Below are 20,381 nucleotides of genomic sequence, written 5' to 3'. Positions count from 1 at the left end.
CCGGCTCGCCGTTCGCGCGCCGCCCGGGCGTCGTGCGCCCGCGGCAAGCGCGGCCGGACCGGTTCGGCCTGAATCGACGCGCGCCGATGGTAAAATGTCGGATTCTCCTCCCCTCGTTCGCCCCGGCCCCCAAAGGCCCTGCCCGATCATGTCCGACACTCGTCCCGATACGCTTTTCGCCCTCACCGCGCTCTCGCCCATCGACGGCCGCTACGCCAGCAAGACCGAAGCGCTGCGCGACTGGCTCTCCGAAGCCGCCTTCATGCGCCACCGCGTCACCGTCGAGGTGCACTGGCTGATCGCGCTGTCGCGCGCCGGCTTCGCGGAAGTCCCGCGCTTCTCGGAAGCCTCCGAGCAGTTCCTGCTGCAGCTCGCCGAGCGCTTCACCGCGCACGACGCCGCGCGCATCAAGGAAATCGAGCGCGTGACGAATCACGACGTGAAGGCCGTCGAATACTGGCTGAAGGAATCGGTGAAGGGCCAGGCCGAACTCGAGAAGGCGAGCGAATTCATCCACTTCGCGTGCACGTCCGAGGACATCAACAACACGTCGCACGGGATGATGCTCGCCGGCGCGCGCGAACACGTGATCCTGCCGGCGCTGCGCACGGTCTACCAGCGCCTCGTCGCGCTCGCGCACGCGCACGCCGAACAGCCGATGCTGTCGCGCACGCACGGCCAGCCGGCCAGCCCGACGACGCTCGGCAAGGAACTCGCGAACGTCGCCGCGCGCCTCGCCCGCGCGATCGCGCGCATCGAGAAGGTCGAGATCCTCGGCAAGATGAACGGCGCGGTCGGCAACTTCAACGCGCACCTGTCCGCGTATCCGGAATTCGACTGGGAAGCGTTCTCGCGCGACGTGATCGAAAACCGCCTGAAGCTCACGTTCAACCCGTACACGATCCAGATCGAGCCGCACGACTACATGGCCGAACTGTTCGACGCCGTGGCGCGCGCGAACACGATCCTGCTCGACCTCGACCGCGACGTGTGGGGCTACATCTCGGTCGGCTACTTCAAGCAGAAGACGAAGGCGGGCGAAATCGGCTCGTCGACGATGCCGCACAAGGTCAACCCGATCGACTTCGAGAATTCGGAAGGCAACCTCGGCCTCGCGAACGCGACGCTGCGCCACCTCGCCGACAAGCTGCCGGTGTCGCGCTGGCAGCGCGACCTGACCGACTCGACGGTGCTGCGCAACATGGGCGTCGCGCTCGGCTACTCGCTGCTCGCGTACGACTCGCTGATCCGCGGCCTCGACAAGCTCGAAGTGAACCCGCAGCGCCTGAACGAAGATCTCGACAACTGCTGGGAAGTGCTCGCGGAGCCGGTGCAGACGGTGATGCGCCGCTACGGCATCGAGAACCCGTACGAGCAGCTGAAGGAACTGACGCGCGGCAAGGGCATCACGCGCGAAGCGCTGCAGGAATTCGTCGGCACGCTCGCGATCCCGCAGGATGCGAAGGATCGCCTGCTCGCGATGACGCCGGCGTCGTACATCGGCAAGGCCGTCGAACTCGCGAAGCGGATCGCGTAAGCGCCGCCGTCAACTGACGCAAAAAAGCCCGATGCGAATTGCCTTCGCATCGGGCTTTTTGCTTTTGGGCCGGTCAGAACGAGATCATCCGCCCCGGGTTGAGCGCGCTCATCACGCTCATCGCGGCCTTCGCGGCGGGAATCGCGATCGGCGACAGCTGCCGGCCGAGCGGAATCGCGCGATGGTCGATGCCCGTGAGCATCGAGAAGTCGTCGTTGCGGCCGACGAAATCGTCGCAGATCGCCTTGCCGATCCGCACCGTCTGGGCAACGCCGTGCCCGCTCCAGCCCTGCACCATGTACATCGGCACGCGGCCGTCGGTCTTGCGGCTGTCGGTCGCGCCGTTCAGCGTGAAGTCGCTGACGCCGCTCCAGCAGTAGTCGAGCGCGAAGCGGTCGTCGTGCTGTGGAAACACCGCGTTCAGCCGCGTCAGCAGATACGCGTTGACGTCGGGCTGCGCCCAGCAGCTGCCGGTGCCCTGCCCGCCGAACAGCAGGCGGTTGCCGCGCACCGGCCGGTAGTAGTCGATCTGGAACTGCGTGTCGTACACCGGCATGCCGGCCGGCATCAGCGTCGCGACGTCGACGTCGAGCGGCGCCGTCACGCTCACGTACGTGAAGAACGGCACCGTGGTCGCCGCGCCGTCGTCGAGCAAACGGAACGTCGTGTTGTGCAGCGCGAGCACCACCCCCTTGCGTGCGGTGATGGTGCCGCCCGGCGTCGTCGCGACGACGCCGGCGGGCGTCTCGTCGAGCTCGAGCACTTCGGTGCCTTCGAACAGCGCGCCGCCGTTCAGCCGGAAGCCGTGCACGAGGCCGCGCACCAGCGCGAGCGGGTGAATCTGCCCGCCGATCGCGTCGATCGCCGCGCCGTGATACAGCCCCGAGCGCACGTATTCGTCGTGCAGCTGATGGCGGCCGACGAGCGTCACGCCCGCATCGCCGAGATGGCGGCGCGCATCCGCGCCGTCGAGCAGCGCGCTCATGTGGCCGGGGTGGACCGCCGCCGTCACGTGGCCGCGCTTGCGGTCGAGATCGAGCGCGTAACGCGCGCCGATCCCGTCGATCAGCTCCATCGATTCGGCCGACGCGAAGCGCCACAGCCGCTTCGCGTCGTCGTGCGACAGGTTCTCGATCATGTCGGCGGCTTCCCAGCGCGCGAGGCCGGGCGTCAGTTGCCCGCCGTTGCGGCCCGACGCGGCCGATCCGACGTGATGCTTGTCGACGAGGATCGTGTCGACGCCCGCTTCCGCGAGATGCAGCGCGGCCGATGCGCCGAGCAGGCCCGCGCCGATCACGAGCACGTCGCAGACGGCGTCGTGCGCGAGCGGCGCGCTGTTTTCATGGCGCGACAACGACGCCTCGTACCAGTTGGCCGGGCGTTCGCCGTCGTAGCGGGCCGGATCGCACCAGTTCCAGTTGTCTTTTTCGATGTTCAGTTGCGTTTGCTCGAAACGCGCTTCGCCCTGGATCAAGGGCTTGTTGTTGGACGTCATGATTGCACTTGCATGGTCTTGGGCCGCCTGTCGAAGAGCCTGCTGGCTTCGCGGGTGGGGGCAGCCGGTTCCACATGGGGGTCAACGAGAAAGGGGGCGCGATGGCCCGTGTTGACGGCGGCACGCTCGTGCCGCCTGGATCCCGGACTGTGCGAAAGCACGTATTGAAAGGTGCCGGGACACCCAATTTCTACACCGCAGAAATAATTCTACAGTGTAGAATAAGCTTTCGTCAAGTTTACAGCCGGTACCACGCCGGCCTGCCCGCCTGCCTCGATGAAAGACAAACCCGCCCCGGGGCCGCGCGGCCTCGACAAGGACGCGCTCGTCGCGGCCGCGCTCGCGCTGCTCGAAGACGTCGGCGAAGCCGCGTTCAGCGTGCGCAAGCTCGCGCAATCGGTCGGCTGCGACCCGATGAGCGTGCTGTATCACTTCAAGTCGAAGGACGGCCTGAGCCGCGCGATCGCGAATGCGCTGTCGCGCTCGCTCGTGCCGGTCGATCCGTCACTGCCGTGGCGCGAACGGCTGCGCGACCTCGCGCGCCAGTACCGCGCGCTCGCGCTGCGCTACCCGGCCGCGTTCGCGCTACTGCAGCGGCACATGAGCACGGGGCCGGCCGACCTCGCGCACATCGAGGCCGTGCATCGCGCGCTGACCGACGCCGGCATCCCGCGCGCGGCGCTGCCGTCGGTATGCGTCGGCTGGTACGCGAGCGTGATCGGCCTGGCCGCCGCCGAAGCGGGCGGCCTCACGCGTCCCGCGAACGAGGTCGAGCTCGCGGAAATGCACGCGCTCTCCGACGCCGCGCATCCGCTCGTCAAGTCGGCCGCGCCGCTCTATGCGCAGCTCGATCCGGCGGTCGTGCACGACACGATGCTCGACGTGCTGCTCGACGGCATCGCGCAACGCACACACATGGCCTGACCGGCGTCCGCGCCGCCAACGAAAAAAGCGCCCGAAGGCGCCTTTTCGATGACGATGACCGCGAACCGCGCTCAGTGCTGATGCGCGAGGCCGATCTTCAGCATGACCTGATCGACGATCTGCTCGGGGGTCAGCTCGATGCTGACTTCGATCGCTTCGTCCGGACCCGGCTCCTCGAGCGTGTCGAGCTGGCTCTTCAGCAGCGACGGATCGAAGAAATGGCCGGTGCGGCTCTTCAGGCGCTCCTGCAGCACCTCGAACGAACCCTTCAGATACACGAACCGCACGTCGGTGTCGGTGCCGCGCAGCACGTCGCGGTACGAGCGCTTCAGCGACGAGCACGTGAACACGGCCGTTTCGCCCGCGCGCTGCTTTTCCTCGATGGCCGCACGGATCGTGCGCAGCCACGGCCAGCGGTCTTCATCGGTCAGCGGAATGCCGTGGTGCATCTTTTCCTTGTTCGCCGCGCTGTGAAACGCGTCGCCATCGGTATAGCTGCACGACAGGCGTTCCGCCAGCATTTCGCCGATTCGCGACTTGCCCGCGCCCGACACGCCCATTGCGATCAGAATCATTGACTACCCCTTGTTACAGAACCACGCTCAGCAGCAGCGTAAAGCTCAGACCGAGCACCGAGATGATGGTTTCAAGCAGCGACCAGGTCTTGAACGTCTGGCCGACCGTCATCCCGAAATATTCCTTGATCAGCCAGAAGCCGCCGTCGTTCACGTGCGAGAAGATCAGCGAGCCCGAGCCCGTCGCGAGCACGAGCAGCTCCGGCCGGACCGCCGCGCCCGACGCCGCCGCGATCGGCGCGACGATGCCGCAGGCGGTGGTCATCGCGACCGTCGCCGAACCCGTCGCGAGACGCATCAGCGCCGCGACGAACCAGCCGAGCAGCAGCGGCGACAGGTGCGCGTGCTTCGCGGTTTCGACGATCTGCTGCGAGATCCCGCTGTCGCGCAGGACGCCGCCGAAACCGCCGCCCGCGCCGACGATCAGCGTGATGCCGGCGATCGGCGCCAGGCACTCGCCGCAGAACTTCTGGATCTGGTCGCGGTTGAAGCCCTGCTTCGCGCCGAAGGTCCAGAAGCTCACGAGCACGGCGATCAGCAGCGCGACGTCGGAGTTGCCGGCAAAACGCAGCAGGTTGTTCGGCAGCGACTTCGGCGTGAACACCAGGTCGGCCCAGCTGCCGACGAGCATCAGCACGACGGGCAGCAGGATCGTGAACAGCGTGATGCCGAAACTCGGCAGTTCGCGCTTGCGGCCATCCGCGTTCGAATCGACGAATTGCGATGCGAGCGGGTTGTTTTCCGGCAGCTTCACGAACTTCGAGATCATCAGCGCGAACAGCGGGCCCGCGATGATCGCGGTCGGCACGCCGACGACGAGGCCGAATGCGATCGTCTTGCCGATATCGGCGCCGTATTGCTGGACGGCCAGCAGCGCGGCCGGGTGCGGCGGGATCAGTCCGTGCACGACCGACAGGCCGGCCACCATCGGCAAGCCGACGACGAGCAGCGACTTGCCGGTGCGCTTCGCGACGTTGAACGCGATCGGGATCAGCAGCACGAAGCCGACTTCGAAGAACACCGGCAGGCCGACGATGATCGCGACGAACATCATCGCCCAGTGGATGTTCTTTTCACCGAACCAGTCGATCAGCGTGGTCGCGATCCGCTCGGCGCCGCCCGATTCGGCCATCATCTTGCCGAGCATCGTGCCGAGGCCGACGACGATCGCGATGTGGCCGAGCGTGCCGCCGGTACCCGTTTCGAACGACTTGACGATCTTGTCCATCGGCATGCCGACGACGAGGCCGAGGCCGAGCGAAACGATGATCAGCACCAGGAACGGGTAGATCTTGTAGCGCGCGATCATCAGGATCAGCGCGGCAATCGCGATCAGCGTGAATACGAGCAGCATGCTGCCTTGGACGGCCCCCATGTGGCACTCCTCCTAGAATTGTTCGAACCGGGCGAGTCGTTGCGAGTATGCCCGGCTATGCAGGTCTCCGAAACACGGGGGTACCCCCCCGTCAGGACGCTGAATTTTACTTATCTTTGCGATCTGCGGATAGAACCGGTTCCATCAGCAAAAACCCTCGGAAAAACAAGCATTAACGCTTGCTTCCGAGGGTCGATTCTTCATTTCATACAAGCATTAGCGCGGCAACTGGCTCGCCGCTTGCGCGAGGCGCGTGACTTCGGCCCAATCCTGCGCGGCGAGCGCGGCCTTCGGCGTGAGCCACGAGCCGCCGACGCACACGACGTTCGGCAGCTTCAGGAAGTTCGGCGCCGTATCGACCGTGATGCCGCCGGTCGGGCAGAACTTCAGCGCCGGGAACGGGCCGTGGAACGCCTGCAGCATCGGCACGCCGCCCGCCTGCTGCGCGGGGAAGAATTTCACGATGTCGTAGCCGAATTCGAGCGCCTGGATGATGTCGCTCGGCGTCATCACGCCCGGCAACAGCGGCAAGCCCGCGTCGAGCGACGCGAGATGCAGTTCCTTCGTCAGGCCAGGCGACACGCCGAACGTCGCGCCCGCGCGCTTGGCCTGCGCGCAGTGCTCGGGCTTCGTGATCGTGCCGACGCCGACGACGATGTCGTCCGCGAGCTGGCTCGCGCGCTGGATCGCCTCGAGGCCCGCCGGCGTGCGCAGCGTGATCTCGAGCACCTTCACGCCGCCCGCGTGCAATGCGCGCGACACGTTTTCGCCCTGCTCGACCGAGTCGAATGCGAGCACCGGAATGACCGGGCCCAGCTTCACGATTTCAGCAATCGTCTTCATTGAATTGGCTCCTTGAAATTCATGCGGCGACGCTGGCGGCCGTTTCGCCGACCAGCGTCCCGAAAACCGATGCGCCCTGCTCGGCCGGTGCGGCCGCCGCGCGGAACACGCCGAACAGTTCGCGGCCGAAACCCACTTCGTTCTCGGCCTGGTGCTGCGGCTGCGCGACCGGGCGCGCGTGCCATTCGGCGTCGTCGACCTCGATGTCGAGCACGCCGGCCTCCGCGTCGATCACGAGCATGTCGCCCGTCTTCACCTTGCCGATCGGGCCGGCCAGCAGCGCTTCCGGCGACACGTGGATCACGGCCGGCACCTTGCCCGACGCGCCCGACATGCGGCCGTCGGTGACCAGCGCGACGTGGAAGCCCTGATCCTGCAGCACGCCGAGCAGCGGCGTCAAACGGTGCAGTTCGGGCATGCCGTTCGCGCGCGCGCCCTGGAAGCGCACCACCGCGACGAAATCGCGCTTCAGCTCGCCGCGATCGAACGCTGCCTGCACGGCTTCCTGCGAGTCGAACACGATCGCGGGCGCCTTCACCTTGCGGTGCTCGGGCGCGACCGCCGAGATCTTGATCACGCCGCGGCCGAGCCGGCCCTGCATCAGGCGCAGGCCGCCGTCCGGCTGGAACGGGTCGCGAATGCCGCGCAGCACCTTCGTGTCGTGGCTCTCGGCCGCGCCGTCGACCCACGTCAGCTTGCCGTCGATGAGCTTCGGCTCCTTCGTGTAGTGCGCAAGGCCCTTGCCGGCGACCGTCGTCACGTCCTCGTGCAGCAGCCCGCCTTCGAGCAGGTTGCGCACCAGGAACGCGACACCGCCCGCCGCGTGGAAATGGTTCACGTCGGCCTTGCCGTTCGGGTAGATCTTCGCGAGCAGCGGCACGACCGCCGACAGCTCGTCGAAGTCGTTCCAGTCGATCAGGATGCCGGCCGCGCGCGCGATCGCGACGAGGTGCAGCGTGTGATTGGTCGAGCCGCCCGTCGCGAGCAGCGCGACGATCCCGTTGACGATCGCCTTCTCGTCGATCACATGGCCGATCGGCGTGTACTGGCCGCGCTCGACGGTCAGGTCGAGCACGCGGCGCGCAGCCTCGGCCGTCAGCGCGGTGCGCAGCGGCGTGTGCGGATGGACAAAGGCCGAGCCCGGCAGGTGCAGGCCCATCAGCTCCATCAGCATCTGGTTGCTGTTCGCGGTGCCGTAGAACGTGCAGGTGCCGTGGCCGTGATACGCGGCCGATTCGGCTTCGAGCAGCGCGTCGCGGCCGACCTGGCCGGTCGCGAACTGCTGGCGGATCTTCGCCTTGTCGTCGTTCGACAGGCCGCTCGTCATCGGGCCGGCCGGCACGAAGATCGTCGGCAGATGGCCGAACTGCAGCGCGCCGATCAGGAGGCCCGGCACGATCTTGTCGCAGATGCCGAGGCAGAGCGCCGCGTCGAACATGTTGTGCGTGAGCGCGATCGCCGTGCCCATCGCGATCGCTTCGCGCGAGAACAGCGACAGCTCCATCCCCGGGTTGCCCTGCGTGACGCCGTCGCACATCGCCGGCACGCCGCCCGCGAATTGCGCGACCCCGCCGTTCTCGCGCGCGGCCGCCTTGATGATGTCGGGAAAATCCTTGTACGGCGCGTGCGCGGACAGCATCTCGTTGTACGAGGACACGATGCCGATGTTCGGCTCGCGAATCGCCTTGATCGAGAACTTGTCGTTCCCCTCGAGGCCCGCGAAGCCGTGCGCGAGGTTCGCGCACGACAGCGCGCCGCGTGCCGGGAACTTGCCTTGCGCGCCGTCGATGCGCTGCAGATAGGCGGAACGGGTCGATTGGCTGCGGGCGATCACGCGTTCGGTGACCTTCGCCAGAGTGGGGTGCAGCGACGTCATGCTGGGCGCTCCTGTATGCCGGCCGACACCGGCGGTTGGAATCGTGGGGACGGTCGAGCTTCGTCGATCGAACGAAGCAAGTCTAGTAGAAAAACTACAAGCACGCAATGTGGATCGACGTACGTGCAACCGTTATTCCCGCTACCAGCAAGGCTCCAATCAGTAAAAACCCTAATTCGCGTGGCTGGCCTCGCATCCAAACCAGTGCGATTGCGCTAGTATTTTCATGTAGATTTTCTACAATTTGAGTGCGATACACTCGCTCATCCGAACCTGATTTCGACATGCCGTCCCATGCTGCCCCGCATTGAAGCGATCCGCGCCGAGTTGCGCCCGTCCGAGCGCAAGCTCGCCGACTACATCCTCGCCGCGCCGCGCGAGGTGCTCGACCTCGCGATGACCGAGCTGTCGACCCGCGCGGGCGTCAGCCAGCCGACCATCGCACGCTTCTGCCAGGCGCTCGGCTGCAGCGGCTTTCGCGAATTCAAGATCCGGCTCGCGCAGAGCGTCGCGCCCGGCGTGTCGTCCGTATACCGCGACGTCGAGCCCGACGAGCCGGCGCCCGGCATCATCGGCAAGGTGTTCGACCGCACGATCGGCGCGCTGATCGAGGTACGCAACAGCCTGTCGGCGGGCAGCGTCGCCGATGCGATCGCGCTGCTGTCGAACGCGTCGCGCATCGAGTTCTACGGCGCCGGCGGCTCAGGCATCGCCGCGCAGGACATCCAGCACAAGTTCTTCCGGCTCGGCGTGCCGAGCGTCGCGTATTCGGATCCGCACACGTTCTCGATGTCGTCGGCGCTGCTCGGGCCGCACGACGTCGTCGTCGCGATCTCGAACACCGGCCGCACGCGCGACATCGTCGACGCCGCGCGCTCCGCGCTCGCGTGCGGCGCGAAAGTCGTCGCGATCACGCAGAGCCATTCGCCGCTCGCGAAGCTCGCGACGGTCAGCCTCGCGTCGAACGTCGCCGAGGAAACGGACGTGTTCTCGCCGATGACGTCGCGGATGTCGCATCTCGCGATCGGCGACATCCTCGCGGTCGGCGTCGCGCTGTCGCGCGGGCCGGCGCTGATGGAACGGGTCGGCCGCGCGAAGGAGGCGATCACGCGGCGCCGGATCGACGACCCGACCAAGGACTAGCCGTCGCGAAACGCCGCGCGTAAACGACGAACGGCGCCCCGAGGGGCGCCGTCGCACATGATTCGATGGCGGCGTACTCGCCGGCCGCGCCGCTCAGAACGGCTTGATCACGACCAGCGCGACCGCCGCGAGCATGCCGAGCACCGGCAGCTCGTTGAACACGCGATACCACTTGTCGGTGCGGCGGTTCTCGCCGCGCTCGAACACCCGCAGCAGGTGCCCGCAATACGCGTGGTAGACGATCAGCAGCAACACCACCGTCACCTTCGCGTGAATCCAGCCCTGCCCCTGCCCGATGCCGATCACGAGCCACAGCCATAGCCCGCACGCGAGCGCGGGCACCGCGATCATCGTCATGAAGCGGAACAGCTTGCGCGCCATCAGCAGCAGGCGCCGCACCGCGGCCGGATCGGTCTCCATGGCCAGGTTCACGTAGATGCGCGGCAGGTAGAAGAGCCCCGCGAACCACGCGGCGATCAGAACGACATGGAACGTCTTGACCCAGAGCATTGCCATCGATTGTGCGCCTCGCGGTTGACTTACTGACGGCCTTCGCCGTGCCCGAGCACGACGTACTTCAGCGACGTCAGCCCCTCCAGGCCGACGGGGCCGCGTGCGTGCAGCTTGTCGTTCGAGATGCCGATTTCCGCGCCGAGGCCGAATTCGAAACCGTCCGCGAAGCGCGTCGACGCGTTGACCATCACGCTCGCCGAATCGACTTCGCGCAGGAAGCGCATCGCGCGGTCGTGATCCTCGGTGACGATCGCATCCGTGTGATGCGAGCCGTAGTGGTTGATGTGCTCGATCGCGGCGTCGAGGCCGTCGACGACCTTGATCGCGAGCACCGGCGCCAGATATTCGGTATGCCAGTCTTCTTCCGTCGCGTCGACGAGCGGGCCGATGCCCGCATCGGCGAGCACCGCGCGCGCGGCCGCATCGACGCGCAGTTCGACCTGCTTGTCGCGATACAGCGTGCCGAGCGGCGGCAGCAGCTGCGCGGCGATGCCGCTCGCGACGAGCAGCGTCTCCATCGTGTTGCAGGTGCCGTAGCGATGCGTCTTCGCGTTGTCGCAGACGGTCAGCGCCTTCGCGAGATCGGCACGATCGTCGACGTACACGTGGCAGATGCCGTCGAGGTGCTTGATCATCGGCACGCGTGCCTCGTTGATCAGCCGTTCGATCAGGCTCTTGCCGCCGCGCGGCACGATCACGTCGACGAATTCGGTCATCGTGATCAGCTTGCCGACCGCCGCGCGATCGGCCGTCGCGACGACCTGCACCGCATCCTGCGGCAGCCCGGCCGCTTCGAGCCCTTCGCCGATCAGCTTCGCGAGCGCCGCGTTCGACTCGAGCGCTTCGGAGCCGCCGCGCAGGATCGTCGCGTTGCCCGACTTCAGGCACAGTGCGGCCGCATCGATCGTCACGTTCGGGCGCGACTCGTAGATGATGCCGATCACGCCGAGCGGCACGCGCATCTGGCCGACCTGGATCCCGCTGGGGCGAAACTTCAGGTTGCCGATCTCGCCGATCGGATCGGCCAGCGACGCAACCTGGCGCAGCCCTTCGACCATCGTGTTCAGCGCCTTGTCCGACAGCGTCAGGCGGTCGACGAACGCCGCATCGAGCCCTTTTTCACGGGCGCGGGCGACGTCGCGTGCATTCGCATCCTTCAGCGCCTGCGCGTCGCGTTCGATCGCGCGGGCCACGGCGTCGAGCGCCGCGTTCTTCGCGGCCGTGCTGGCGCGCGCCATCGCGCGGGAAGCGTGCCGGGCGCGACGGCCCAGGTCGGTCATGTACTGATCGATATCCATCGTGTGACTCGAGAAGCGAGCCGCGCGGAGCGGCATGAATTCGTGGGGGAAGCGGGACGGCCATCCGGGGACGGCCATCCGGCGGGGTAACGGCCGCCAAACCGCGCCGCGCCGGGCGGCGCCCCGGTCATCAAAGCATTGTAAGCGGGTTGCGCAGCGCGCGCTGAAGGCCCGAACGGGACTTAGCGTCGCACGCGACCCGCGGTCGGCGGTCGCTCGCCGCGGGCGCCCGCGACCGTCATCGCGAGCTGGAACAGCCCGTCCCACGGGTCGGGCGGCGGTTCGTCCTGCGTGCGGCGGCCCGGCGTGACGGCCGTGAGCCCCTTGACCTGCCGGTCGAGCTTCGCGGCAAACGCGAGCGCCTTTTCGAGCACCGCTTCCGACACGCGGTTCAGCGCGGGCGCGATCAGCCGCTCGCGCGGCCCCCACACGCGGTTCTCGCGCAGCAGCGTCGCGAGCGGCTTGCCGGCCGTCGTGCCGCGCTTGATCCGCAGCAGCGTGCGCAGTTCCTCGACGACGGCCCACATCACGAGCACGATCGCCTCGCCCTCGCCCTTCAGCCCGTCGATCATCCGCGCGAGCCGCGCGGCGTCGCCGGCGAGCATCGCTTCGTTCAGCTTGAACACGTCGTAGCGCGCGACGTTCAGCACCGCGTCGTGCACCTGCTCGAACGACAGCGCGCCCTGCGGATACAGCAGCCCGAGCTTCTGGATTTCCTGGTGCGCGGCGAGCAGGTTGCCCTCGACGCGCTCCGCGATGAACTGCAGCGCGCGCCGCCCGTCGTCGCCGGACGCGACGCGCTGGCCCTGCATCGACAGACGCTGGCCGATCCAGTTCGGCAGTTGCGCACGATCGACCGGATCGATCTTCAGCGCGACGCCGCCGTTCTGCAGCGCGGTAAACCATGCGGATTTCTGCGTGGCCGCGTCGAGGCGCGGCAACGTGACGAGCATCAGCGCGTCCGGATTGGGCGTGGCCGCGAGCGTCTTCAGCGCATCGGCGCCCTCCTTGCCCGGCTTGCCCGACGGAATGCGCAGCTCGATCAGCTGGCGCTCGCCGAACAGCGACATCGCCTGGGTCGCGCCGAGCAGCACGCTCCAGTCGAAGCCGCGCTCGACCGTATGCACCGAACGCTCGGTGAAGCCGGCCGCGCGCGCGGCCGCACGAATGCGGTCGCACGCTTCCTGCGCGAGCAGCGGCTCGTCGCCGTAGACGGTATAGAGCCCGGCCAACCCCTTCGCGAGGTGCGGCTCCAGCGCATCAAGTCGCAATTGCATCGCTGCGTGCGCCCGCGATCAGAGCGGCGGCGGCGGCAGCGGCGCGCGCGGCGCCACGCCCGGCACCACGTCCTCCGGCGCCGGCGTCAGCGAATGGACGATCGCGAGACGCCGCATCAGCTGATCGACCGCGTCGTTCTGCATGTCGCCGTACAGGATGTCGGCTTCCTGCGCCTTCGCGTTCGTGTACTGGTCGCTGTACGTCATCGCGCGGTTCAGCGCGATCGCGCTCGGCGGGATCAGCACGGTGCCGTCCTTGCTGGTCAGCGTGTAGTTCAGCGTGTAGAACAGCGCGTATTCCTGCGCGGAGCCGTACTTGTTGAGCGTCAGCGTGTTCTGGCCACGCGACTCCCACATGCGCAGCACGGCGTCGGCGTCGTCCGCCGACTTGACGATCTTCGTGTCGCTGCCGGCCTCGACGAGGCGCGTGAGCCGCGCCCCGACGGACGCCGGCGCACCGGCCACGAACAGGTGCTTGAACGCGTAGTCCTGCTGGCCGCGCAACTGGAAGCCGCATGCCGACAGCACGACCGCGCTGCCGACGAGCATCAAAAACGATCTGCGGATCACCTTCGCTCCTTCTGGGTACGTCCGACGGCCGGCGGCCGTCAGACGACGATGTTCACGAGGCGGCCCGGCACGACGACGATCTTCTTCGCCGGCTTGCCGTCGCTGAATTTCGCGAATGCCTCGTCGGCCACCGCCGCCGCTTCGATCGCGTCGCGGCTCGCGTCCTTCGCGACCTTCAGCGCGCCGCGCACCTTGCCGTTCACCTGCAGCACGAGTTCGATCTCGGCCTGCTCGAGCGCGGCCTCGTCGACCTTCGGCCACGGCGCATCGAGCAGCGGGCCGAATTCGTCCGCGTAGCCGAGCGCCTTCCACAGCTCGAACGTGACGTGCGGCACGACCGGGTACAGCACGCGCAGCAGCACGCCGTACGTCTCGCGCAGCACGGCGGGCGTCGCGCCCTTCGCGCCGTCGATCGCGTTCAGCATCTTCATCGCGGCCGACACGACCGTGTTGTACTGCAGGCGCTGGTAGTCGAAATCAGCCTGCTTCAGCACGCTGTAGATCTCGCGGCGCAGCGCCTTGTCGGCATCGCCGAGCGTCGCTGCGTCGAAACCGGCGCGGGCGGCGAGCGCTTCGCGATTGCCGTAGCCGAAGCTCCACACGCGGCGCAGGAAGCGGCTCGCGCCTTCGACGCCCGCACCCGACCACTCGAGCTGCTGCTCCGGCGGCGCGGCGAACATCGTGAACAGACGCGCGGTATCGGCGCCGTACTGGTCGATCAGCAGTTGCGGATCGACGCCGTTGTTCTTCGACTTCGACATCTTCTCGATGCCGCCGAGCACCACCGGCTGACCGTCCGCATTCAGCGTCGCGCCGACCGGGCGGCCCTTGTCGTCGTGCGTGACCGTCACGTCGAGCGGGTTGTACCAGGTCTTCTTGCCCGCCGCGTCTTCGCGGTAGTACGTCTCGTTCAGCACCATCCCCTGCGTGAGCAGGTTCTTCGCCGGCTCGCCGAACTTCACGAGGCCGAGGTCGCGCATCACCTTGGTCCAGAAGCGCGAATACAGCAGATGCAGGATCGCGTGCTCGATGCCGCCGATGTATTGATCCATCGGCATCCAGTAATCGGTGCGCGCGTCGACCATGGTCTCGGCGTCCGGCGACGTGTAGCGCGAGAAGTACCACGACGAATCGACGAAGGTGTCCATCGTGTCGGTTTCGCGCTTCGCGGCCGCGCCGCACTTCGGGCACGAACAGTTCAGGAACGCTTCCGACTTCGCGAGCGGGTTGCCCGAGCCGTCCGGCACGAGGTCTTCCGGCAGCACGACGGGCAGGTCCTGCTCCGGCACCGGCACGTCGCCGCACGACGGGCAGTGGATGATCGGAATCGGCGTGCCCCAGTAGCGCTGGCGCGACACGCCCCAGTCACGCAGGCGCCACGTGACCTGCTTGTCGCCGAAGCCGCCGGCGTTCAGGTCGGCGGCGACCGCATCGACCGCTTCCGCGTAGCGCAGGCCGTCGTACTTGCCGCTGTTCACGCAGACCGCGGTTTCCTTGTCGCCGTACCACTCCTGCCATGCGTCGAGCGAGTACGTCTGCCCTTCGCTCGCGATCACCTGCTTGATCGGCAGATCGTATTTCTTCGCGAACGCGAAATCGCGCTCGTCGTGGCCCGGCACGCCCATCACCGCGCCTTCGCCATAGCTCATCAGCACGTAGTTGCCGATCCACACCTCGACCGGCTCGCCGGTGAGCGGGTGCTTGACCGAGAAGCCGGTCGCGACACCCTTCTTCTCCATCGTCGCGACGTCGGCCTCGGCGACGCCGCCGCGCTTGCATTCTTCGATGAACGCGAGCAGTTCCGGCTTGTCCTGCGCGAGGCGCGTGGCGAGCGGGTGCTCGGCCGCGATCGCGCAGAACGTGACGCCCATGATCGTGTCGGCGCGCGTCGTGAACACGCGCAGCAGCTTCTGCTCGCCGTCGAGTTCGTACGGGAAGCCGAAGTTCACGCCGAAGCTCTTGCCGATCCAGTTCTGCTGCATGATCTTCACGCGCTCGGGCCAGCCGAGGCCGTCGAGGTCGTTCAGCAGCTCATCCGCGTACTGCGTGATGCGCAGGTAGTACATCGGGATCTCGCGCTTCTCGACGAGCGCGCCCGAGCGCCAGCCGCGGCCGTCGATCACCTGCTCGTTCGCGAGCACGGTCTGGTCGACCGGGTCCCAGTTCACGGTGCCCGTCTTCTTGTACGCGATGCCCTTCTCGAGCATCTTCAGGAACAGCCACTGGTTCCACTTGTAGTACTCGGGCTTGCACGTCGCGATCTCGCGCGACCAGTCGATCGCGAGGCCCATCGACTGCATCTGGCCCTTCATGTAGTCGATGTTGTCGTAGGTCCACTTCGCGGGCGGCACGCCGTTCGCCATCGCGGCGTTCTCGGCCGGCATCCCGAACGCGTCCCAGCCCATCGGCATCAGCGTGTTGTAGCCGTTCATCCGCAGATAGCGGTACATCACGTCGTTGATCGTGTAGTTGCGCACGTGACCCATGTGCAGCTTGCCGGACGGATACGGCAGCATCGACACGCAGTAGAACTTCGGCTTCTGCGAATCTTCCTTCGTCTTGTAGGCATCGGCTGCGCGCCAGTCGCCCTGGGCGGCGGCTTCGACGTCGGCGGGTACGTATCTCTCGTGCATGGTGTGGTTCGGGCTAGGCTTTAAGCGGCGCGACGGCTCGCGCGCAGGATTGGATCGAAAATCGTGCGTGCCCGGCGGCACTGCAGGTTCGCTGTTGCGGGACCTGTTCGGGGTTTCCGGATATTTTCCGGGTTACCGGGAAAATTCCGGGTTACCTGGAAAAAACCTGCCAACCGGGAAAAACGTTGATTATACCGTCAGCGCCGGCCCATCCGGCCGGTCTTGCGGCGCGCGGCCCGTTCCCGCGGCGGGCGCGGACCCGCGTGATGATCATCCGCGCGGCGGTTCGCCGGCGCATCAGTGTTGCGCGCCCGCGGCGGCGGGCGCCGCGGTACCCGCCGGCGGCACGTCGGTCACGAAGCCGATCCGCGTGAGCCCCGCGGCCTGCGCGGCGCCCATCACCTGCGCGATCACGTCGTAGCGCGTCGCGCGCGACGCGCGCAGCCGCAACTCGGGCGGCGCGGCGCCCGCGGCGGCGGCCCGGAACCGCGCGGGCAGCGCGTCGAGCGCCACGGGCGCGTCGTCCCAGTAGAGCTTGCCCGCGTCGTCGATCGACAGCGTGACGGACTGCGGCGTGTCGCGCGCGACGCTCGCCGCGACCTTCGGCAGGTCGAGCCGGATCGCATGCGTCATCAGCGGCGCGGTGATGATGAAGATGACGAGCAGCACGAGCATCACGTCGATCAGCGGCGTCATGTTGATCTCCGCCATCGGCGCGGACGTCTTGTGGTGCTCGAGCCCGCCGAATGCCATGGTCGTTCCTCCGGAGCCGGCGCGTCAGGCGCCCTGCGCGCACACGAATACGTGCAGATCGCGCGCGAAGCCGTCGAGTTCCTCGGCGAGTTGCCGGACGAGCCGGCCGAGGATGTTGTACGCGAGCACCGCGGGAATCGCGACGACGAGCCCGAACGCGGTCATGATCAGCGCCTCGCCGACCGGCCCCGCGACGTTCTCGATCTGCGCCTGCCCGCTTGCGGCGATGCTGCCGAGCGCGTGATAGATGCCCCACACGGTGCCGAGCAGCCCGACGAACGGCGCGGTGCTGCCGATCGACGCGAGCAGCACCTGGCCGAATTCGAGGCGCCGCTGCGAGCGCAGCATCGCATGACGCAACGCGCGCAGCACGCGTTCGCCGCGCTCGACGCGCGCGGCCAGCGCGGCCGGGTCGTGGTCGTCGGCCGCGTCGCGCGCGGCTTCGGCGAGCGGCACGAACACGCGCTCGCGATCGGCGCCGGCCAGCGCGGCGATGCCCGCGTCGAGCGACGGCGCGCGCCAGAACGCGGCGAGCGCGCGCGGCCCCTGCCGCTTCGCGCGGACCAGCAGCCAGGCTTTCATGAAGAGGAAGCACCAGCTGGCGACGGACATCGCCAGCAGCACATAGGCGACGGCATGCGTGATCGCATCGCCGCTTTCGAGGTAGTGGACAACGCCGGTGGGAATCGCCATCGGAGTTTCCTCGCGGGGTCAGCGCAGGCCGAGCACGTCCTGCATGTCGAACAGGCCGGCGCCGCGCGCCGACAGGAAGCGGACCGCACGCAACGCGCCCTGCGCGTACGACACGCGGCTCGACGACTTGTGCGTGATCTCGATGCGCTCGCCGATCCCGGCGAACAGCACGGTGTGGTCGCCGACGATGTCGCCGCCGCGCACCGCGGCAAAGCCGATCGACGACGGATCGCGCTCGCCCGTCACGCCGTGGCGGCCGTACACCGCGCAGTCGTCGAGCGAGCGGCCGAGCGCGCCGGCGACGGCCTCGCCCATCATCAGCGCGGTGCCCGACGGCGCGTCGACCTTGTGGCGGTGATGCGCTTCGATGATCTCGATGTCGTAGCCGTGCGAGAAATGCTGCGCCGCGAATTCGAGCAGCTTCAGCGTGACGTTCACGCCGACGCTCATGTTCGCCGCGAACACGATGCCGATCTTGGCCGCCGCGGCCTGCAGCTCGGCCTTCTGCTCGGCGCTGAAGCCGGTCGTGCCGATCACGAGCCTCACATCGTGGCGCAACGCGGCCTCGATGTGCGCCATCGTGCCTTCCGGACGCGTGAAATCGATCAGATAGTCGGCCTGCGCGAACACGGCGTCGAGGTCGTCGGTCAGCCTGATCCCGGTGTCCTTGCCGAGAAACGCACCGGCATCCTGGCCGAGGAACGGCGAACCGGCGCGGTCGAGCGCGCCGACGAGCTGCGCGTCGGCATCGTTGAGAACGGCTTCGATCAGCATCCGGCCCATTCGGCCCGATGCACCGGCAATCGCAATCTTCATGGCTTTCTACACGACAGGTCTAAAGGCGGGCGGCGCATGCCGCCCCGTTTCCGCACGCCGGCCGCTTACTGCGCCGGTGCGGTGAGCGGCTGGTTCTGCAGGTTGTCCGAGCCTTGCGGGCCGACCGGCGGCGCCGCTTCGTTCGTCGCGTTCGGCTGCGGCGGACGATGGAACTGGAACTGCGGCTGGATCGCCGGCGCGGCGCCCGGCGGCTGGCCGCCCGGTACGGGCGCGCCGCCCGAGGCCTGCGCGGCCGGCGTGAACCGGCGCGACGCCGAACCCTGGCCCGACACCTGGTTGGTCGCGCGGTTCGCCGCGCGCGCCGCCTGCGCGTTCGCATCCTGGTCGACCACCGCGCCGGACGCCGGCTCGGCGGCCGGGCTCGCGGCAGCAGCAGCCTGCGCGGCGCTCGCAGCCGCCGCGGCTTCGGACGCCTTCTTCGCCGCGGCAGCGGCCTTCGCCTTCTTGCCGCCGCGGTCGCCGTCGATGTCGGCGAGCAGGTCGAGCTCGGACGGCAGGTTGTCGGCGCCGGTCCAGCTCGCGACGCGATCGCCCGAGAAGTTGATGACGAGGTCGCGCTGCTGGACGATCGACGTCGAGCCGCGCTTGAAGTAGAAGAGGTAATCCCAGCGATCCGCGTGGAACATGTCCGCGAGCAGCGGCGTGCCGAGCAGTGCGCGGACCTGCTCGCGCGTCATGCCGACCTGCAACTGTGCGGCCTTCTCCTGCGACACGAAGTTGCCCTGCACGACGGTGATCCGATACGGCGTGATGCTCTGCGCGATGCGCTGCGTCACGCTGTCGTACGACGAACAACCCGCCAGCGCGACGACGGCGGCGGCAGCGATGATGGCACTCCGCATGCGACTCCTCTGAAAGTGCGAAAGCGATTCTGGGATCATTTCCTTCACCGTGCTGGCCCGCGTGCAGGCCGCGCGTATATCTGGAACGGCGAAAAGCCGGTAACATTGAAGCCCTGCATTGTACTCTAGGGATGCCTAGCCATGACCAATCCGACGGATCTCAAGAATATCGGGCTAAAGGCCACCCTACCGCGCCTCAAGATTCTCGAGATTTTCCAGCAGAGCCCCGTGCGTCACCTGACGGCCGAAGACGTCTACCGCAACCTGCTCAACGAGCAGCTCGACATCGGGCTCGCCACCGTCTATCGCGTGCTCACGCAGTTCGAGCAGGCCGGCCTGCTGTCGCGCAGCAACTTCGAATCCGGCAAGGCGGTGTTCGAGCTGAACGAAGGTTCGCACCACGACCACCTCGTGTGCCTCGATTGCGGCCGCGTCGAGGAATTCTTCGACGCCGAGATCGAGAGCCGCCAGCAGGCGATCGCGAAGGAGCGCGGCTTCCGGCTCCAGGAGCACTCGCTCGCGATGTACGGTTCGTGCACGACCGAGAACTGCCCGCACCGCAAGCACTGAATCGCGCCACCCGCACACAGCACGGCCCGGCCGGCATCTCGCCGCCCGGGCCGTGTGCTTTTTCGGCGCACGTGCCGTGCGCCCGGCATGCTTACGAAAGCCCTTCGGCGCGCGCGCAGGCCGGCTCGAGATCGAGCGCCCACGCGCGCTCCAGCGGGATCTCGTCGCAGTTCGGCTGCGGGCCGCCGCGATCGACGATCACGAAATCGCTGACCGCGTCGAGCGCGAGCAGCGGATGGTGCCAGACGCCCTTCGCATAATTGACGCCCTGCCAGCCCTCGGCCAGGAAAGCGCGCATCGCGTCGGGCCGGAATTCGCCGGCCGGCGCGACGACGATCGCGTAGCGCGACACCGCCGCGAGCGGGATGAACGCCTGGCTGCCGTGCGGATGGCGCTCCATCAGCGTGACCGCGACCGGCAGCGCGCGCGGCTGCGCACGAAACACGCTGACGAGCGGCCGACCGCCGTCCGCGCACACATCGATCGTCGCGAGATCGTGAAAGCGCTCGGTCGTGCCGCCGTTGATCGGGAAATGCCGCGCGCCTTCGAGCGCGATCACGTCGCCGAACGGCGCGAACGCTTCGCGGGTCAGGCGCTCGACGCGCAGGATCGGGGTTCCGCTCATGC

General features: G+C 67.7%; 20 protein-coding genes. 4 read left to right on the top strand and 16 right to left on the bottom strand.

The features are described 5' to 3' along the window. The first annotated feature begins 148 nt into the window (after positions 1 to 148). Positions 149 to 1,537, top strand: coding sequence for an adenylosuccinate lyase (gene purB, locus CFB49_RS02930; protein WP_050013818.1), 1,389 nt, complete (start codon positions 149 to 151; stop codon positions 1,535 to 1,537). Between the two features lie 73 nt (positions 1,538 to 1,610). Here the strand turns inward: purB and CFB49_RS02925 are convergent, their stop codons facing one another. Further along, positions 1,611 to 3,032, bottom strand: a complete 1,422-nt coding sequence (locus CFB49_RS02925; RefSeq protein WP_089490667.1) for an NAD(P)/FAD-dependent oxidoreductase — start codon at positions 3,030 to 3,032, stop codon at positions 1,611 to 1,613. A 276-nt stretch (positions 3,033 to 3,308) separates the two neighbouring features. On the opposite strand from CFB49_RS02925, the gene CFB49_RS02920 reads away from it, so the two are divergent. After that, positions 3,309 to 3,956 (top strand): TetR/AcrR family transcriptional regulator, encoded by a 648-nt coding sequence (locus tag CFB49_RS02920; protein ID WP_089490666.1) that lies wholly within the window; start codon positions 3,309 to 3,311, stop codon positions 3,954 to 3,956. A gap of 71 nt (positions 3,957 to 4,027) precedes the next feature. On the opposite strand, the gene CFB49_RS02915 is transcribed toward CFB49_RS02920, so the two are convergent. From CFB49_RS02915 to CFB49_RS37120, 5 genes are all read right to left on the bottom strand, one after another. Next, on the bottom strand, positions 4,028 to 4,531 hold the full coding sequence (locus CFB49_RS02915; RefSeq protein ID WP_059581058.1) for a gluconokinase: 504 nt from the start codon (positions 4,529 to 4,531) through the stop codon (positions 4,028 to 4,030). Between the two features lie 13 nt (positions 4,532 to 4,544). Next, positions 4,545 to 5,906, bottom strand: coding sequence for a GntP family permease (locus CFB49_RS02910; protein WP_069616759.1), 1,362 nt, complete (start codon positions 5,904 to 5,906; stop codon positions 4,545 to 4,547). Between the two features lie 216 nt (positions 5,907 to 6,122). Beyond that, positions 6,123 to 6,749: a bifunctional 4-hydroxy-2-oxoglutarate aldolase/2-dehydro-3-deoxy-phosphogluconate aldolase gene (gene eda, locus CFB49_RS02900; RefSeq protein WP_006483410.1), complete on the bottom strand. Its 627-nt coding sequence runs from the start codon at positions 6,747 to 6,749 to the stop codon at positions 6,123 to 6,125. Between the two features lie 19 nt (positions 6,750 to 6,768). Then, entirely contained in the window at positions 6,769 to 8,625 is a 1,857-nt protein-coding gene (gene edd, locus CFB49_RS02895) for a phosphogluconate dehydratase (RefSeq protein WP_089490665.1), read from the bottom strand. 94 nt (positions 8,626 to 8,719) lie between these two features. Then, positions 8,720 to 8,821, bottom strand: coding sequence for a hypothetical protein (locus CFB49_RS37120; RefSeq protein ID WP_373453180.1), 102 nt, complete (start codon positions 8,819 to 8,821; stop codon positions 8,720 to 8,722). Positions 8,822 to 8,919: 98 nt separating this feature from the next. Between CFB49_RS37120 and CFB49_RS02885 the strand changes: the two genes are divergently transcribed. Further along, entirely contained in the window at positions 8,920 to 9,768 is an 849-nt protein-coding gene (locus tag CFB49_RS02885; RefSeq protein WP_050013824.1) for a MurR/RpiR family transcriptional regulator, read from the top strand. A 93-nt stretch (positions 9,769 to 9,861) separates the two neighbouring features. Here CFB49_RS02885 and CFB49_RS02880 read toward each other — a convergent pair whose 3' ends face one another. The 9 genes from CFB49_RS02880 to CFB49_RS02840 form a co-directional block, all read right to left on the bottom strand. Continuing rightward, positions 9,862 to 10,284: a CopD family protein gene (locus CFB49_RS02880; protein ID WP_089434541.1), complete on the bottom strand. Its 423-nt coding sequence runs from the start codon at positions 10,282 to 10,284 to the stop codon at positions 9,862 to 9,864. A gap of 23 nt (positions 10,285 to 10,307) precedes the next feature. After that, complete coding sequence (locus tag CFB49_RS02875) at positions 10,308 to 11,579, bottom strand: glutamate-5-semialdehyde dehydrogenase (protein WP_069616761.1); 1,272 nt, start codon at positions 11,577 to 11,579, stop codon at positions 10,308 to 10,310. 182 nt (positions 11,580 to 11,761) lie between these two features. Continuing rightward, a complete protein-coding gene (holA, locus tag CFB49_RS02870; protein ID WP_069616762.1) occupies positions 11,762 to 12,856 on the bottom strand; it encodes a DNA polymerase III subunit delta in 1,095 nt (364 codons plus the stop codon). Between the two features lie 18 nt (positions 12,857 to 12,874). Continuing rightward, complete coding sequence (locus CFB49_RS02865) at positions 12,875 to 13,426, bottom strand: LPS-assembly lipoprotein LptE (RefSeq protein WP_069616763.1); 552 nt, start codon at positions 13,424 to 13,426, stop codon at positions 12,875 to 12,877. Between the two features lie 38 nt (positions 13,427 to 13,464). Beyond that, the gene (gene leuS / locus CFB49_RS02860) at positions 13,465 to 16,059 is read right to left on the bottom strand and encodes a leucine--tRNA ligase (RefSeq protein WP_089490663.1); all 2,595 of its coding nucleotides are present in this window, start codon (positions 16,057 to 16,059) and stop codon (positions 13,465 to 13,467) included. A gap of 297 nt (positions 16,060 to 16,356) precedes the next feature. Then, on the bottom strand, positions 16,357 to 16,812 hold the full coding sequence (locus tag CFB49_RS02855; RefSeq protein WP_089490662.1) for an ExbD/TolR family protein: 456 nt from the start codon (positions 16,810 to 16,812) through the stop codon (positions 16,357 to 16,359). Between the two features lie 24 nt (positions 16,813 to 16,836). Beyond that, a complete protein-coding gene (locus tag CFB49_RS02850) occupies positions 16,837 to 17,505 on the bottom strand; it encodes a MotA/TolQ/ExbB proton channel family protein (RefSeq protein WP_059581034.1) in 669 nt (222 codons plus the stop codon). Positions 17,506 to 17,523: 18 nt separating this feature from the next. Continuing rightward, positions 17,524 to 18,321: a 4-hydroxy-tetrahydrodipicolinate reductase gene (dapB, locus tag CFB49_RS02845; protein WP_069616767.1), complete on the bottom strand. Its 798-nt coding sequence runs from the start codon at positions 18,319 to 18,321 to the stop codon at positions 17,524 to 17,526. Positions 18,322 to 18,386: 65 nt separating this feature from the next. Beyond that, positions 18,387 to 19,184 carry an outer membrane protein assembly factor BamE gene (locus CFB49_RS02840; RefSeq protein WP_069616768.1) on the bottom strand — a complete coding sequence of 266 codons (798 nt, stop codon included), beginning with the start codon at positions 19,182 to 19,184 and terminating at the stop codon, positions 18,387 to 18,389. Positions 19,185 to 19,325: 141 nt separating this feature from the next. Between CFB49_RS02840 and fur the strand changes: the two genes are divergently transcribed. Then, the gene (fur, locus tag CFB49_RS02835; RefSeq protein ID WP_006400349.1) at positions 19,326 to 19,754 is read left to right on the top strand and encodes a ferric iron uptake transcriptional regulator; all 429 of its coding nucleotides are present in this window, start codon (positions 19,326 to 19,328) and stop codon (positions 19,752 to 19,754) included. Positions 19,755 to 19,845: 91 nt separating this feature from the next. Here fur and CFB49_RS02830 read toward each other — a convergent pair whose 3' ends face one another. Next, entirely contained in the window at positions 19,846 to 20,379 is a 534-nt protein-coding gene (locus CFB49_RS02830; RefSeq protein ID WP_069616769.1) for an ureidoglycolate lyase, read from the bottom strand. Between the last annotated feature and the right edge of the window lie 2 nt (positions 20,380 to 20,381).

The sequence above is a fragment of the Burkholderia sp. AU17457 genome, assembly GCF_002223255.1.
In the GTDB taxonomy this organism is placed as follows: domain Bacteria; phylum Pseudomonadota; class Gammaproteobacteria; order Burkholderiales; family Burkholderiaceae; genus Burkholderia; species Burkholderia sola.
The sequence above is the reverse complement of the archived record's forward strand: the minus strand, read 5'-3'. Positions and strand labels throughout refer to the sequence as shown.